The following is a 16,916-nucleotide window of genomic DNA, read 5'->3' on the forward strand; positions in this document are numbered from 1 at the left end:
AAGCGCGCAAACTGTCCAAGCCAGCACCAGCGCATCGCTGCAGACGAACGAGCAGGGTGGCTGGCGATCATGTTGAAAGCGCGCGTTGGCCACCACATCCGGCGCCTAGCCACCACGCCAGATGCAAGCACATGTAGTACTGGCGCAGCTTCGCCCACGCTTGCACAGCTTCGTTCATTGCTCCCTATGCATGCACCACCGCCTCAATGATGATGCCGGTGACGCTGCTGAGTGGCTGCTGGTTGCAGCGGGCTCCCACCAGCTGCCACATGCCGCGTGTTGCAACCGAACCGCCAGAGCCACCTCGGATGATCATTGACCAGACTGGCCTGGACCATGAAACAGATCTCCGGCAACTTCACTCTCCCTTCCACAGCGCTGCGCGCAGACGCAGAGCGCGATGCACCCGAAACTGCCCAGGCGACCGAGCAGCACACCCCGCCCCATCCCGTCGCAGACCATCCGCTCAACCTGCTGGAAAAAAGAAGAAGCACCACCGGCGTGCTCGCGGATGAAAGTACGCACCTGGAGGTCGTGGTGCCCCGCCTGCAGGCAGCATTGGCACCGCACACCTGGTCCTCATCCAGTAGCGACTCGCCAACGACGTCTGCCACCGGCCGCAGCCCTCGTCTGAGCCCGCAGCCCGGCTCACCGACCTGGGCCTGCCTGCTGGAGACGCCGGCGCACACATCGGCCCTTGCGGGCACCGACAGCAGTGACGCATTCCAGAACTTGCGCAACGCACGGCAGCTGGTCAGCGATATGCGTCATGCCAGGCAGCACGTCGTGCTGAGCCCGCGTCCGGTGAAATCGCTGACCAGCCGATCCGAACGCCCGGACCTGATCCAGAAGCTCTCGGCGTTGAAGCCCGGCGCCTCGGATGTAGATGGTGGGTTTCTCCACGTGGCGCTGGAAACCGGGCACGCAGGCACTGCAGGAACGCTGGACGCCATGCCAACCGTCGGCACCGGCGCATCCGCCTCGACCAACGCGGTGCGGCTGGCCGAAGATCTCTGGCAGGGCGGGCAAAATTGCGGACGCGACTTCATCTTCAAGGCCTTGTTACGCACCGACCCGCAACCGCCGACCCCACCGATACCGGGCGACCCCACTTCGGTTGCAGACGCACAGGCGCTGCAGCAACACATCGCTGCGCGCAAAGCCATGATCTTCCAGGAGTATCAAATAATCAGGTCGGTGGATGCGGTGCCGTATATCGTCCGCGCCCACGGCGTGGTGCAGATCGAACACACCTTCGGAATTTTGCTGGAGAAAATCGACGGCATCAGCGTGCGCAGCATGATTGCCCGCGCACGCACAGCGCTGCAGCAAGGCCATCAGCGCCATGGAGTATCTCGGCCTGGCCCGGCAGCTGATGGCCGATGTACTAGTGGGCATTGCCTGCTGCGAAGACGCCGGCATCGTGCATCAGGACATCTCGCACAACAACGTCATGTACGACCAACCCGCGAAGATCTTTCGGGTGATCGACCTGGGACTCGGCTCAGAGGAAGGCGACCCTAACCGCGGCGGCACACCGGGCTTTTACGACTTGAGCAGCCCTGCCAGGCATACGCGCGACGTCTACAGCGTGGCGCAACTGCTGGTGCATGTTCTCAAGCGCCCCGACTACAACATGGGCATGATCGGGATCAATCGCGCCAAGACCGCAGACAGCTTCCCCTTCATGGATGCGTTGCAGGCTCTCCCGGCCGACCACAAGCGCACGGTAGTCCGCTTCTTCAACAGCATGCTGGACGATGGAACCGGCCAGCGCACCAAGGCGGAGATCTTGCTGCGCAACCCCTTTTTCACCCAACAGCCGCTCCCGCCCCGTGATCGGATGCACCGCACCTACGAAAAACTGAGGCGCTTGCCTTCTTTTTAGCGGCAATTATTTTTAGCAGCGCCCACATTACAGGTGAGCGCGAGCCGATGGGCCACGCCGGGTGTAGTAGCCGGGTCTAGAAACGCGGGATTGAAAAACAGGTGAGGCAAGTGTGCACGCACGCGCGCAGTCTGAGCACTGATTCGGGCATTCAATCGGCACCGCTGCTTGCTGCCATACCCGTGCCGGTGATGCGCCCATTCGGCGGTGATCCAGACGTCAACAAGATTCAGACGGCACAACACGCCATGGCTGTGGATGCGTCCCTTCCATGACAGCGCACTCCACATCGTCCAGCACCCCGCCCAACTGCTCAGCGAGTAACTCCAGACAGACCGCCAGCTCGTCCATGCAGATATCCGGCTGCCGCGCCCGCTCTTCGGCCTGCGTGCGTGGCTGCGCCACCCGCGCCAAGAAGCGCATATGGTCGCGTAGTTGCTGCAGGCGGTACTGCGCGCCTTCTGGAAGGTAGTAACCCGGCTGTGACTGCACCTCGCGTACAACGTCCGACATGGCCTGCTCCTCATTCCATGGAATCGCCCCCGCCCGCCGCAAAGCGACGGACGGGAAGTCGGGAGGCTCGAAACCGCGAACAGCCGGCGGGCGTATTCCCCTTGCGGGTGTTGTATTAGCCGCCCTCCCGACGCAGAGCATCGCGTCGGTTGCACCTACAGAACATGCAGGCACAAAAAACCCACCGGTTTGTCGGAGGTGGGTACCGCTGTTAGCGGAGTTTCGAGGCTCCGCGAGGTGATCGTGCGACTACAGATTGCCGCCGTTAAGGATTACCGCCGCCAAGCCCTTCGGTACCTGGAATTTCATCTAAGCAGCAGGGCCATTCCGAACGAATCATCAGGCAGAAGCATCGATGCTGCCGCCAAATTTCATTGCGGCAACGACTTAGTTGCCGACAAAAAACTGGGAACTCATAGAAAAAACTTGCGCAGCTGCCAGCAAAGTCGCTGCGGACAGCCCAAGCCATCGCATATCGGTCCATCGCATCCGGCGTTAGAGTGACGACGGCAGCATCGGTGACCTATGATGGCTACCGCGAGATGCCATCCCGCCCGGCGCCAAGTACGGATACGCGTGTGACTGTCGACAGCAACTTTTCCTTCCTGCAGGAACACGATCCGGTCTTCTTCAAACTGGCCTCGATGGCCGAGCAGGTCTTTGCCAGCGATCCAAACACCACGCTGATCAAGCTCCGGCAGTTCGCCGAAGCACTTGCCCAGGATCTAGCTGGGCGTGCCGGCATCATCCACGACCAACGGACAACTCAGGCGGATCTGATCTACCAGCTCGCACGCGAGCTGCGCCTGGACCGGCGGATCCAGGAGCTGTTCCACGTGCTGCGGGTCGAGGGCAACAAGGCGACCCACGGCTTCACCACGCAACACCGCGAAGCGATGGATGGCCTGAAGGTCGCCCGCGACCTGGCGGTCTGGTACCACCGCGCCTTTGGCAAGAACGCCGCCGAGTTCAAGGCGGGTGCTTTCCTGCCCCCGAAGGATCCAGCCGCGCCGTTGCGTGAAGTGCAGGCCGAGGTCCATCGCCTCAAAGCGGAGCTGGATACCGCCCGCCAACAACACGACCAGAGCCAGGCGCTCGTCGAACTCAAGGACAGCGAGGCCAAGCTCAACGCTGAGCTCGCCGAAGCGATGGACAGTGAAGCGCGTGCGCAGGCGGCGCTGGCAGTCCAACGCGAACAGGAACTGCAACGGCTACGCCAGGACTTCGCACAACGCATCGCCAGCCTGCAGCAGCCGGACACCGCCCGCCAGGCCGCCACTCAACAGGTCGCCGGCGCCACCCAGCAGGCCAGCAACAACTTCGATCTCAGCGAAGACCTCACCCGCATCCTCATCGACCAGCAGCTGCGCGAGGCCGGCTGGGAAGCCGACTCGCTCGACCTCACCCATGCCAACGGCATCCGCCCGGAAAAAGGCCGCAACCTCGCCATCGCCGAATGGCCCACCAAGGCGCCACGTGCCAACGCCGACTATGTGTTGTTCGCCGGCCTCACGCCAGTCGCCATCGTCGAGGCCAAGCGCAAGCGGATCAACATCGCCGACCGGATTCCCCAGGCCGAGCGCTACGCGCGCGACTTTGTGATGCGTGGCGAGCTAGCCCCCGCCTACCCGGCTACCACCGCGATCGCAGGCTGGGCCGACGGCCAGGGTGGCCATTTCCAGGTGCCGCTGGCATTCGCCTGCAATGGCCGTCCTTATGTAAAACAGCTGGCCGAGCAATCGGGCATCTGGTTCCGCGACCTGCGCTCACCGGCCAATCTGCGGCGCCCGCTGCAGAAGTTCCACACGCCCGAGGACATCGCCGATCTGCTCACCCGCGATCGCGACCAGGCCGAGCGCGACCTGGCCCAGGAAGGCATGGCCTACCTCAACCTGCGCGACTACCAGCAGCGCGCGATCCAGGCTGTGGAAGGCGCGCTGGCATCGGGCTCACGCAACTGCCTGCTGGCGATGGCGACCGGCACCGGCAAGACGCGCACAATGATTGGCCTGATCTACCGTTTGCTCAAGGCCGAGCGCTTTCACCGGGTTCTGTTCCTGGTCGACCGCTCCGCGCTCGGCACCCAGGCCACCGAGACGATGCAGGATATGCAGCTTGAGCAGAACCAGACGCTGGCGCAGATCTACAACCTCGATGGCCTGGACGACACCCGCACCGCCGATGAGACCCGCGTGCAGGTCGCCACGGTGCAGGCCATGGTCCGGCGCATTTTCCAGTCCGATGACCCGCCACCGATCGGCACCTTCGACTGTATCGTCGTCGACGAGGCCCACCGCGGCTACACGCTCGACCAGGAAATGACTGACGGCGAGCTGGCCGTGCGCGACCACGCCCAATACCTGTCGCAATACCGCCGCGTGCTCGACTACTTCGATGCCTGCCGTATCGGCCTGACCGCCACGCCGGCCAAGCACACCACCGAGATCTTCGGCAAGCCGATCTACACCTACAGCTACCGCGAAGCAGTGGCAGATGACTGGCTGATCGACCACGAGCCGCCCATCCGCTACACCACCGCGCTCGGCAAGAACGGCATCCACTTTGATCGCGGCGAGCGCGTCAGCGTCATCAACACGCAGACCGGCGAAGTCGACACCGCAGACCTGGAAGACGAACTCGACTTCAATATCGAGTCGTTCAACCGGCGTGTGATCACCGCAGACTTCGACCGGGTCGTCTGCGAGCAGCTCGCCATCGAACTGGACCCGGACGGCGATGAAAAGACCCTGATCTTCTGCGTCAGCCAGCCGCACGCCGAACGCGTCAAGCACCAGCTGGACGAGGCCTTCAAACAGGTCCATGGCAATTACTACAACCAGGCCAGCGTCGCGGTGATCACCGGTAAAAGCGACAAGGTCGACCAGCTGATCCGCAACTACAAGAACGAGCGCTACCCCAATATCGCCATCACCGTCGACCTGTTGACCACCGGCATTGATGTGCCGCGTATCGCCAACCTGGTGTTCATGCGCCGGGTCCGCTCGCGCATCCTCTACGAACAGATGAAGGGCCGCGCCACCCGCCGCTGCGACGACATCGGCAAGACCGTGTTCCGCATCTTCGATCCGGTCGATCTGTACGCCGCGCTCGAAGACGTCGACACCATGCGCCCGCTGGTCAAGGACCCCAACATCAGCATCGAGCAGCTGGTTCACGAGCTCGGCCAGCAGCGCAGCTTCGATGCCCCCGGCAGCAACGGCGGCAGCCATGCTGACGACGTGCTCGACCAGTTGAGCCAGCGCATCATGCGCCTGCTACGCAAGGCCCAGCATCGCGCCGAGCAGCGCCCGGATCTGCGCGACAGGCTCAGCGCGCTGGAAACCTCCTGGGGCGTGGCGCCCGCCGTGCTGCACACCCATCTGCACAAGCTCGGCGCGCGCAATGCCGCCAGCTTCCTCCGCGAACACCCGCGCCTGGTGGAGCAACTGGCCGAAGTGGGCGTGCTGCTGGGCACGGACCGCTATCCGGTCATTTCCGAACACGCTGACACCCTGCTAGAACGCGCACAGAACTACGGCATAAACAAAGCCCCGGCCGATTACCTGGACAGTTTCAACGCCTTCATCCGCGAGCAGATCAACCAGTCCGCCGCGCTCAGCGTCATCGTCAATCGCCCCCGCGACCTCACCCGCACCCAGCTGCGCGAGGTGCGCCTGCTGCTCGACCAGCACGGCTACAGCGAGGCCCACCTGCGCGGCGCGTGGCGCGACAGCACCCAGCAGGAGGTGGCTGCCAGCATCATCGGCTACATCCGCCGTGCCGCGCTGGGCGAGGCATTGGTGCCGTTCGAGCAGCGCGTCGACAAGGCCATGCAGGGCATCTATGCCCAGCGCAGCTGGACGCCGGTACAGCGGCGCTGGCTCAAGCGGCTGGCCCAGCAGCTGGTGCACGAGGTGGTGATGGACCGCGACACCGTGCAACGCAACTTCAGCGGCGACGGCGGCGCCCTGCAGTTGGACCGCCTGCTCGATGGCCGGCTGGACCAAATCCTGGGCGATCTGGGCGAACATCTGTGGGATCAGACGGGCTGAGTCGCTAGTTCACACTGGCGTATGAGCCGATTAGCCGCGATAATCGGCTCATAAAAAGAGCCAATTAACCCAACCAATCGGCTCACCGATGTCTAACCGAACCACCGAACCCCGCCCCCGCTGGATCTGGCAGCAGTCCGACTGGCCTGGCTTCCACTGGCAGGCCGATGCCCTGGCGGCACTGCTGCGCGATTGCCAGCACGCCCACGGCCAGCTGCTCGGCATGGCCGGTGCGGTCGCCGGCGACCAGCAGGCCGCCGAAGCGCTGGACACCCTGCTTTCCAACATCGTCACCTCCTCGGCCATCGAAGGCGAGCGGCTGGATGTCGGCTCGGTACGCTCCTCGCTGGCCCGCCATCTGGGCCTGGCCGAAGACAGCCCGCGCCGCACCACTGGCCGCAGCGAGGGGCTGGCCGAGCTGATGCTGGATGCTACTGGCCACGCCGACACCCCGCTGGACCTGCCCCGCCTGCTGCAATGGCACCGCTGGCTGTTTGCCGAACAGGACAGCCTGCTGCCCACGCGCATCCGCATCGGCGCGCTGCGTGGCGATGAACCGATGCAGGTCGTCTCCGGCCGGCTCGACCGCCCCACCGTCCACTTCGAAGCCCCGCCGCGCGACGGCCTGGACGCCCAGCTCGCCGCCTTCCTCGACTGGTTCGCCAGCTCGCGCACCGACGCCACGCTGGACCCGCTCTTGCGTGCCGGCATCGCCCATCTGTGGTTCGTCACTCTGCACCCGTTCGACGACGGCAATGGCCGCCTCACCCGCGCACTCACCGATCTTGCCCTGGCCCAGGCGCAACCGCAGGCGATCTGCCTCCACGCACTGTCGGCCAGCATCCTCGCCGACCGCAGCGGCTATTACCGCAGCCTGGAAACTACCCAGAAAGGCCAGCTCGACATCACCGGCTGGCTGCACTGGTTCCTCACCACCCTGCACGACAGCCTGGTGCAGGCACTGCACCGCATCGATCGGGTATTGGCCAAGGCACGCTTCTGGCAGCAGCATCACGCACAGCCGCTGTCGGCCGAACAGGTCAAGGTGCTCAACCGCCTGCTCGATGGCGGCGAGCGCGGCTTCGAACATGGCATCAGTGCCTCGCAATATCAGGCCGTGGCCAAGGTCTCCAAGGCCACCGCCACCCGCCATCTGGCCGACCTGCTGGAAAAGGGCTGCCTGCGCCGCCTGCCCGGCAGCGGCCGCAGCACCCGTTACGCCATCAACGCCCCGGCCTCCAGCATCGCGCTGCCGGCCCGCACTTCATCCCAAGACACCACCACCCCATGACCCATAACGACATCGTCCAGAAACTCTGGAACCTCTGCGACGTCCTGCGCGACGACGGCATCAACTACAGCGATTACGTCACCGAGCTGGTGCTGTTGCTGTTCGTCAAGATGGAATACGAGCAGGTACAGAACAGTCCCAACTTCGAGCACAAGCTGCCTGAAGGAAGCCGCTGGCCGGATCTGAAAAGCAAGTCTGGCCGCAACCTGCTCAACCACTACCAGCAGATGCTTCTGGACTTAGGCCAGAGCAGCGATCCAATGATCGCGGCCATCTACGCCGACGCGCAGACCCGCCTCAAGGAACCGCGCCATCTGGAAACCCTGGTCACCGCACTCGACGGGCTGGACTGGTTCAGCGCGCGCCAGGACGGCCTGGGCGACCTTTACGAAGGCCTATTGCAGAAGAACGCCAACGAGACAAAGTCCGGGGCTGGCCAGTACTTCACCCCACGTGCGCTGATCGATTCGATCATCCGTTGCATCAAGCCGCAGCTTGGCGACGTCATCCAGGATCCCGCCGCGGGCACCGCGGGCTTCCTGATCGCCGCCGATGCCTACATCAAAGCGCAACACGACGATCTGTACGGTCCCGGGGTCACCGCCAAGAAGCGCAGTTTCCAGCGCGAAAAGGCCTTTGTCGGCATGGAGCTCGTCCCCGGGACACGCCGACTCGCGTTGATGAACTGCCTGCTGCACGGCATGAACGGCGAAGGCGCCGGTCCCATCCGCCTGGGCAACAGCCTCGGCGCCGCAGGCAGAGACCTGCCACCGGCCAACATCATCCTGTCCAACCCGCCCTTCGGCACCGCCAAGGGCGGCGGCGGACCCACCCGTGACGACCTCACCTACAAGACCAGCAACAAGCAGCTCGCCTTTTTGCAGCACATCTACCGGGGCCTGAAGCCCGGTGGCCGCGCCGCCGTGGTGCTGCCGGACAACGTGCTGTTCGAGGCCGGCGTCGGTACCGACATCCGCCGCGACCTGATGGACAAGTGCACCCTGCACACCCTACTGCGCCTGCCCACCGGCATCTTCTACGCGCAGGGCGTCAAGACCAATGTGCTGTTCTTCCAGAAAGGCACCGCCACCAACCCGCGCCAGGACACCAGCTGCACCCAGGCGACGTGGGTCTACGACCTGCGCAGCAACATGCCCAGCTTCGGCAAGCGCACCCCGTTCGGGCCGACGCATCTCACACCGTTCGAGGACGCCTACGGCACCGATCCCAACGGCGCCAGCCCACGCACCGATCAAGGCGAGGAAGGCCGCTTCCGCTGCTTCACCCGCGCCCAGATCGCCGAGCGCGGCGACTCGCTGGATATCAGCTGGCTCAAGGACGCCGACAGCGTCGACGCCGACAGCCTGCCCGCGCCCGAAGTGCTGGCCGCCGAAGCGATGGCCGAACTGAGCGAAGCGCTGCGCGAACTCGACGCGCTGATGCAGGCGCTGGGCGCCGGTGATGAGGCGCTGGAACAGAAGCGGCTGCTGGCCGAGGTGATGGGGCTGGAAGTGACCAGCAGTGAGGTGGGCGGTGAGTGAGTTGCCGCAAGGGTGGGCTTTTGCCTCACTTAACGAACTTCAGGCCCAGGGCGGCATTTTTGCTGACGGGGACTGGATTGAAAGTAAGGATCAAGATCCAAACGGGCGTAATCGCTTGCTACAACTCGCAGACATTGGCGACCGGCGCTTTATCGACAAGTCCTCTCGTTACGTCAACGATGAGACATTCGACCGATTGAATTGCACCGCGCTTGAAGAAGGCGACATCTTGCTTGCCCGAATGCCTGACCCTCTTGGACGAGCGTGTCTAATGCCTCGCCTTCCGCAACGGTGCCTGACGGTCGTCGACGTTGCTGTCTTTCGTTCTGGAAGCCGCGATATCAGCCATCGCTGGTTGATGCATACGCTCAACGCTTCGCCTATTCGCGAAGAAATTTCGCGCAACGCTTCCGGGACCACGAGGAAGCGGATTGCGCGCGGGAAGCTGGCCGAACTGAAAGTTCCCGTTCCACCGGCGGCAGAGCAAAAGCGCATAGCGCAGAAGCTGGATGCGCTGCTGGCCCAGGTCGACACCCTCAAGGCCCGCATCGACGCCATCCCGGCTCTCCTCAAGCGCTTCAGACAGTCTGTACTTGAGTCAGCATTCTCTGGGGAGCTAACAGCCGAGTGGCGCCAGTTGCATCCCGATACTAAGGCGGCGTCCATCACGGATGTGCGGCAGGCATGGCGGGATCACTACCAGCGGAGCGGCAGAAAGTTCGCGCCCCCAAATCTGGACCCAACGAACTTAAGAGACGATCTTCCTCCAACCTGGCAAGCCACCCAGATTGGGATCATATTTGACGTGTTCGTCGGCGCAACGCCAGCTAGAGATCGAACCGATTTTTGGAAAGGTTCCATTTCTTGGGTGAGTAGCGCGGAGGTCGCCTTCTGCAGAATTCGCTCGACTAAAGAAAAGATCACCGAAGCCGGCTACAGCGCAACTTCCACGAACTTACACCCTCCTGGGACCGTGATGCTGGCGATGATCGGGCAAGGGAAAACGCGCGGACAGCCTGCAATTCTCGCCATTGACGCATGCCACAACCAGAACACGGCAGCACTGCGAGTGCATGATGAGTACTGTGTTCCGGAGTACCTCTACTACTACCTATGGGGGAAATACGAGGAGACACGACGTTTTGGCGGCGGCAACAACCAACAGGCATTGAACAAAAAAAGCGTGCAGTCCCTTCCGTTTCCACTTGCACCACTTGCCGAGCAAACCGAAATCGTCCGCCGCGTCGAACAGCTCTTCGCCTGCGCTGATCAGCTGGAAGCCAAAGTCGCCGCCGCCCAGCAGCGCATCGACGCGTTGACCCAGAGCCTGCTCGCCAAGGCGTTCCGCGGCGAACTGGTGCAACAGGACCCCAGCGACGAACCGGCCAGCGTGCTGCTGGAACGCATCCGCGCCCAGCGCGCCGCCACGCCCAAACCAAAGCGCGGCCGCAAGGCGGCGACAAGCTGATCTGATCCATCCCATCCATCACAAGGAAGCGAACCCATGACCACATTCGACAGCACCAAACTGCCATTGAAGGACCTGCTCAAGGACGTCGTCCAAGGCAAGATCCAGCTACCGGATTTCCAGCGCGGCTGGCGAACATGTGCGCAGCCTGCTGGTCAGCCTGGGGCGCTCGTTCCCGGTGGGTGCAGTGATGCTGCTGGAAACCGGCGGCGAGGTGCGCTTCCAGGTCCGCAGACCTGATGCACAGCTTCATGGCGATCAAGCGCCACGGTCGCGCCGACGAAGTGGCCGGCATGGTGGCCTGGCTGGCGGGCCCGGAAGCGAGCTTTGTGACCGGGGCGATGCATACGATCGATGGTGCGTTTGGAGCGTGACGCGGCGGCGTCGGCGTCGGCGTTGATTGCACTGCAGCTCGACACATGCGACCGATGGCGGCAAACTCCCTCAGTCAACACACATGGCGAGTTGCCGTTGCACGGCCAGCCTCCTGGTCCGCCTGTATACCTGCCGGCAACGCGTAATCGCATTCCCATGTCATGTGGCGCATGGCACGGGAATCGCAGGCTTGGTCCTTGCTATCGCGCTGAACCCAAGTTGCCTATAGTTGCGACGAACCCTGCAATGGATTGACCAATGCACATCATGTCAACGGGCCGGTGTCTGGCCCTCGCACTCGCCGTCGCTGTGACCGGCAGTGCATGTGCACGGGCGCCACAACCCGAACAAAAAAGGACCTCCCCCATGTCGGATACCGTCACCACCGGCCGCACCATCAACGGGCACACTTACTCGGATGCTCCGGTGGACGTAAAACTGGGGCCGAACACCTTCCGCATCCCCGCCAACTATCTAGACAGCCAGATCGCACCATGGCCGGGCGAAGGCGTGACGCTGGTCATCGAATGGCCGGACATGACCCCTACTCCGCCCGGTGCGCGGGCCAATCCGCGTACGAATGATTTCAGGAAGGAGATCCACGCAGCGATCGACTACGTTGACCGGGTCCCGATTGAGGCATTGCTTGGAAGCTATTCGTCGAACGAAGCACTTACCAAGGCTGATTGGGTCGAACGAGGTAATCCTGCGGAGAGGCTCGATCTACGGATTGCACAGCCTGAAACACTCGGATTGACGCCCTATGCCATCGATGAAGAAAAGATGGCGGTGTACGTTAAAGCGTACGAAGCCCGCTACAGCAAACCTCCGACACGCAATCCTGCGTTTGAGGACGATTGGTATGTTGCGCGCGATTCTGGCGGCAATCTAACCACTTTTATCAAGTGCGATAGCGTCAAGTTTCGTAAAGATGGCATCCGGCTTGAGGGCGACCAAGTCATTGACGAAGAAGAACCAGTTATCGCCGGATGTACGCACTACCTTGTGGATGTCGAGAACAAACTATCCATCACGCTCAACTACCATCGCGCGTTCCTAAGAGACTGGAAACGTATGGAAAAAGCGATTCGGGACGTTTTGGTAAACACCAAAGTTGGATGATCGACACTTTTTCAAGGAGTAAATCATGGGTGGATTAACTCAGCAGAACTTGACGATCCTGCGCAGCTACGCAAAAGCAGGCAATCGTGAGCTGTACTGGAACTACCTCTCGCAACTGCCCGGCGCAGACGGCTACGGAACGCTCGCGCTTGGTGTCGTGCGTAATGACAGTTTGCCGGGGCGCGTTGCGAATCGTTACGCGCAAGATTATGCGAACACGCAGCACTAGAGCGGCTCGCGCTTTGCTAATGCTCAACTGAGCGAACGTCAGTGGGAGAGCTTCGGACAGACGTTGCTGGAGAGGGATTTGGAACTTCGGCAAGCATGGCTCCGTCGAGAACGTCCGGATCTGGCACTGAACCTACCAGGCGCCTCCGTCATGCTCGCGCACGACCGCGCGTTTGAGCAGCACCGGCTCGACCCTAACTGCTGGACACCCCGCGTGCTACTGCAAGCGGCCCTAGAGAAAAGCGGTCCCCAGAAGCTGGAGCAGATCTGGACCAACATGCTCGACAACGGGTACGCCGGCGCCAGCCGCATCGGCAACACGGGTTACGAGACCTTCTCACAGATGGGCATGGCGGCCGGGAGCGAGTACCTGGCCAAGCTCGGCACCACCGAAGCGATCCAGATGCTGGAGGGCCGCTCCGCCGTCGATCCCAACGTCATCGGCAGCAACAGCTTCTATGCGATGTACTTCGAAAAAGAACAGAAGTGGGTGAACGTCAGCGCCAGTGGCGGGCATCTTTCCATGCGCGAAGAAACCAATCCTGCACGTATCGCCGAACTCGACGACGCCCGCGCCGTCCGTCTGGAGCGGCAGCAGAAAGCCACGCAGTTCCACGAAGACGATCCGTACCGCTCCATCACCCGCAGCCCGTTCACCGCATCGGTCGATGGTGCACCCGATCAGACACAGGCGCCGACCAAGCTGGCCGATATCGGCCCGGACCATCGGGACTACAATTTGCTGCAGCAGGTGCGTACGGGCGTGGGTGCGATCGATGCGCAAGCCGGGCGCACGCCGGACGAAAACAGCGAGCGCCTCATCGCCAGCGTGATGCCCCTCGCCCGCCAGAACAACCTGGATCGCGCCGATCATGTTGTGTTGAGCAACCAGACCGCCGAACACCCGGCAGGGCGTACCGTCTTTGTTGTGCAGGGCGAATTGAACAACCCTGCCCATCTGCGTGCTGCAATGTCCACCGATGTGGCGGTACGCACACCGGTTGAGCAATCGCTGCAGCAACTGGAAACGGCCAGCGTGGAGCGGCAACGGGCCCTGATGCAGGGCCAGCAGCAAGACATGGACAATCGGGTGCGCGAGAATATGTCGATGCGCATGGCGTGATGCATGCAGCCAACCGCAGCCAGTCGGCCGGCGCACTGGAGCCAGGTGCTGCGCGCAGCGTTGCAGCACGCAGCACGGCTCAGAATCGCTCGACAACGAAATCGGCAGTTACAACGCGCGCGTTGCACATTTCAGGCATCCACACACCAGATCCATTCTCTGCTGTTCCTGGCCAATCCGCTTCACCTGCAATGGTGGCCACTGCACCAAACAAAAAGCCCGGAAAATACCGGGCTTTTTGTTTCTCTACACTACCCGTCACGCTTTGCGCTTTTTCAACCAGGCCGCAATCTGCGGCACCCGCCGTTCGCGCAACGTCACCCGCGTCTGGATGGTGCTGATGGCGGTTTCTGCATCGCGGCGTGAGGTGGGGGCCAGGTAGGTGTCAGCGTACGCCTTGATCTTGTCGATGGTCTCCAGCTTGCTCGAGCCTGCGGCCAGGTGCGGGTAGTAGCGGGCGCGCGAGGTGGAGTCGATCAGCGTATCCACCTGGGTGCGATGCGCCAAGGCGAAGTCGAATGCCAGCTCCGGATGCTCGCTGGCGACATCGCCGATCATGCTAGCGCCGGTGGTGGCGCCGGGCTCGTCGGTGAGTGCAAGTTCAAGGGCGCGCTGCGCCAACGCCGGATCCTTGCCTTCAGCCAGCAGAGCGTAAAATTGGTCGCGCAGCATCGACGAAGTTTCTGTCTTCGCCGTGGCATGCAATGCGTCCCAGGTGGCGGAGTCGGCGTGGCGGGCGACGATACGCAGCACAGTGCTACGCAGCTCCGACGACAGCGTGCCCGGGTCGGCCTGGAACGCAGCGAAACGACGCTGCGCTTCGGCAATCACCTGTGCATCGTCCAGCGCGCTCAGGCTCTTGAGCAGGCTGGCACGCAGCTGCTTGGTCTGTGCACTGTCGTCCTTGCGCTCGTCCCAGCCGAGCGTGGCGAACTCGGGAGCAAGCCGCGCACGCGCGAAGCGCCGCCAGCTGGCCTGCGCCTTGAGGTCGCCCGCGAACAGGCGATCGATATTGGAATACGTTTCGGACACCACTTTCCACAGATCCGGCGAGCCACCGACCGGCACCTTGGCGGTGAGCTCAAGCAGATCCGCTTCGGGCTGCAGGCCCACCGGTGCCAGCGCAGCGGTATCCATCAGCACGCCCAACTGATCGACCACCGGCAATGCATTGAACCCCTTGGTGAGCGCAGTGAATTGCGCCGGTGCATACAGCGTGCGGAAGTAACCCTTCTGCCCGGCATTGACCACGACAGGCGCATCGCAGCCGGGTAACTGCACCTGCGCGCTGCCATCCACCAATACGCGCACTGGCGTGCCTTTGGCGCCGCGCACCGTGACGGGCACATGCCAGCGCAATGGCTGTTTGTCGGTGCGGTCGACGGTGTATTCGCCTTGTTTCAGCTGCACGGTCGTGGTGCCGGCCGTGCAGCTGGCGCTGACCTGGATCAACGGCACACCCGGCTGCAACGTGAAGTCGTGCGCCACCTGGGTGAACTGCTTGCCCGGTGCCACTGCATCGATCTGCTGCCACAGCGCATCGGTGACGGCGTTGCCGTACTGGTGCTGCTTGAGATAGCTGCGCACACCGCTGCGCCAGTTGTCCGCGCCCACATAGTCTTCGAGCATGGCGATCACCGCTTCGCCCTTGTCGTAGGTGATCTGGTCGAATGCCTGGCTGGCCTGCTCCACCGTGGCGACGTGCTGCACCACCGGGTGGGTGGTGACATACGCATCGCGCTGCATCGCCGCGCGGCTTTTGAACGCCGCGCCGGTGTTATCGATATCCCATTCCGGATGCAGCTTGTGCGTGGTGCGCGCCTCCATCCAGTTGGCGAACCCTTCGTTGAGCCACAGGTCGTCCCACCACGCCATGGTCACCAGGTTGCCGAACCACTGGTGCGCGATCTCGTGCGCGGCAACGGTGAAAACGTCCTGCTTGTCGTTGATGTTGGACGTGGCCGGGTCCAGCAGCAGCGAGTACTCGAAGGTGAAGATCGCCCCCCAGTTTTCCATTGCGCTGAAGAACTGGCTTTGCCCGGGTGCGGCGATGTTGTCCAGCTTCGGCAACGGATATGGAATGCCGAAATACGCGTTGTATTCATGCAGCACGTCGCGCCCGGAATCCAGTGCGAACTGCGCTTGGTCCACCTTGCCCTTCTGCGCGATCACGCCAATCTCGGTGCCATTGTCGGCCTTGCGCGTCGCCCGCTCGAAGTCGCCGACACTCAGAAACAACAGGTACGTGGACATCTTGGGCGTGGTCTGGAAGGCCACGCGCTTCATGCCACCGGCACCATTGCTGGACGAGGCGACCGGCATGTTGCTCACCGCCATCTGCGCGGCCGGCGCAATGACTGCCAGGTCGAACGTGGCCTTGAAATTGGGCTCGTCCCACGACGGAATGAAGCGGCGCGCATCGGAATTTTCGAACTGGGTAAACAACGCGCGGCGCTGGCCTTGTGGAGTGGCGTAATTCAGCGCGAATAAACCGTTGGCCTGCGTATTGATTACACCGCTGTAGTCGATGGACAACACGTAGTTGCCCGGCGCCAGCGGCTTGTTGAAGGCGAACGTGGCGGTCTGCGCCTGATCATCGGTGCTGACCTTGGCAGTCTGCGGCGTGCCGCTCTTGCGCTGCGCCAATGTGCTGCGCGCGAAGCTGAGATTGGCCGCCTGCAACACGATGCGGTCGGTGGCCTGCAGCACGACGATGTCGATGGCGACCTTGCCGTCGAAGGTCATCTTGTCGGCGTGCGGAGTGATCTCCACCGCGTAATGCGTGGGCTTGGCCGTACGCGGCAACTGGCTGGTGACCTGCGTGGCAGATGCGGTGATTGCATCGGATGCAGCAGCAGCGTGAGCCGACGCAACGGCGGAGGTAGTGGCCAGGGCCAGCGCAATAGCAGTCACCAGGATCTGGCGCATGACGTTCCTAAAAAGAGTAATGAGGTAAACGAAGTCGTACAGCGGCCAGCATCATGGCGCCGACACGCAAGGGCTCACACGGCCGAAAGTCATGCGCCCGCCTGCCAGACGCGAAGACACACACGTCAAACAGAAGCCACTGTAACGACGGGGTGTGAGGACATCAGACCAGAGCAAGCAATCCCCACTGGCGGAAGCATGCTACAGGGTGGTGCTGAACACGCCCTCATAGCAGTTGTCAGCTAGGTGCGGGTGGAGCTGAGGAGCGGGAGTCTTCGAGTGGTAGTGCGATCACCAACAGTGCAGACATAAGAATTAGGCCACCGCAGTTGCCGTCGCCCTACCTCGCCCCAAAGCAGCGCTCGACAGCATCACCCAAACAAAAGC

The 16,916-nt window shown here is 62.7% G+C and carries 8 protein-coding genes and 3 pseudogenes; 9 read left to right on the forward strand and 2 right to left on the reverse strand.

What is annotated here, in order from left to right; translation table 11 throughout:
* Nucleotides 1-315 precede the first annotated feature (315 nt).
* Nucleotides 316-1,888: pseudogene (xopAU, locus tag KWO_RS16110) on the forward strand (XopAU family type III secretion system effector serine/threonine kinase).
* A gap of 219 nt (nucleotides 1,889-2,107) precedes the next feature.
* Here the strand turns inward: xopAU and KWO_RS16115 are convergent.
* Complete coding sequence (locus KWO_RS16115; RefSeq protein WP_017113068.1) at nucleotides 2,108-2,401, reverse strand: XAC0095 family protein; 294 nt, start codon at nucleotides 2,399-2,401, stop codon at nucleotides 2,108-2,110.
* A 578-nt stretch (nucleotides 2,402-2,979) separates the two neighbouring features.
* Here KWO_RS16115 and hsdR point away from each other — a divergent pair.
* From hsdR to KWO_RS16165, 8 genes and pseudogenes are all read left to right on the forward strand, one after another.
* Nucleotides 2,980-6,453 carry a type I restriction-modification system endonuclease gene (gene hsdR / locus KWO_RS16125; RefSeq protein ID WP_017113666.1) on the forward strand — a complete coding sequence of 1,158 codons (3,474 nt, stop codon included), beginning with the start codon at nucleotides 2,980-2,982 and terminating at the stop codon, nucleotides 6,451-6,453.
* An 88-nt stretch (nucleotides 6,454-6,541) separates the two neighbouring features.
* Nucleotides 6,542-7,744 (forward strand): Fic family protein, encoded by a 1,203-nt coding sequence (locus tag KWO_RS16130; RefSeq protein ID WP_010376182.1) that lies wholly within the window; start codon nucleotides 6,542-6,544, stop codon nucleotides 7,742-7,744.
* Nucleotides 7,741-9,285, forward strand: coding sequence for a class I SAM-dependent DNA methyltransferase (locus tag KWO_RS16135; RefSeq protein ID WP_010376180.1), 1,545 nt, complete (start codon nucleotides 7,741-7,743; stop codon nucleotides 9,283-9,285). Before KWO_RS16130 ends, KWO_RS16135 begins: the two co-directional genes overlap by 4 nt.
* Complete coding sequence (locus KWO_RS16140) at nucleotides 9,266-10,753, forward strand: restriction endonuclease subunit S (protein WP_010376176.1); 1,488 nt, start codon at nucleotides 9,266-9,268, stop codon at nucleotides 10,751-10,753. Before KWO_RS16135 ends, KWO_RS16140 begins: the two co-directional genes overlap by 20 nt.
* A 36-nt stretch (nucleotides 10,754-10,789) precedes the next feature.
* Nucleotides 10,790-10,993, forward strand: coding sequence for a hypothetical protein (locus KWO_RS16145; RefSeq protein ID WP_227479810.1), 204 nt, complete (start codon nucleotides 10,790-10,792; stop codon nucleotides 10,991-10,993).
* A pseudogene (locus KWO_RS16150) lies at nucleotides 10,987-11,127 on the forward strand (SDR family oxidoreductase); the annotation flags it as partial. The gene KWO_RS16145 and the pseudogene KWO_RS16150, both read left to right, overlap by 7 nt.
* A 259-nt stretch (nucleotides 11,128-11,386) precedes the next feature.
* Entirely contained in the window at nucleotides 11,387-12,250 is an 864-nt protein-coding gene (locus KWO_RS16155) for a Smlt3025 familytype IV secretion system inhibitor (protein ID WP_017113066.1), read from the forward strand.
* A 25-nt stretch (nucleotides 12,251-12,275) separates the two neighbouring features.
* A pseudogene (locus KWO_RS16165) lies at nucleotides 12,276-13,601 on the forward strand (Smlt3024 family type IV secretion system effector).
* A gap of 258 nt (nucleotides 13,602-13,859) precedes the next feature.
* Here the strand turns inward: KWO_RS16165 and KWO_RS16170 are convergent.
* The gene (locus KWO_RS16170) at nucleotides 13,860-16,529 is read right to left on the reverse strand and encodes a M1 family metallopeptidase (RefSeq protein WP_010376169.1); all 2,670 of its coding nucleotides are present in this window, start codon (nucleotides 16,527-16,529) and stop codon (nucleotides 13,860-13,862) included.
* Between the last annotated feature and the right edge of the window lie 387 nt (nucleotides 16,530-16,916).

It is taken from the genome of Xanthomonas vasicola pv. musacearum NCPPB 4379 (assembly GCF_000277895.2).
Classification (GTDB): Bacteria; Pseudomonadota; Gammaproteobacteria; order Xanthomonadales; family Xanthomonadaceae; genus Xanthomonas; species Xanthomonas vasicola.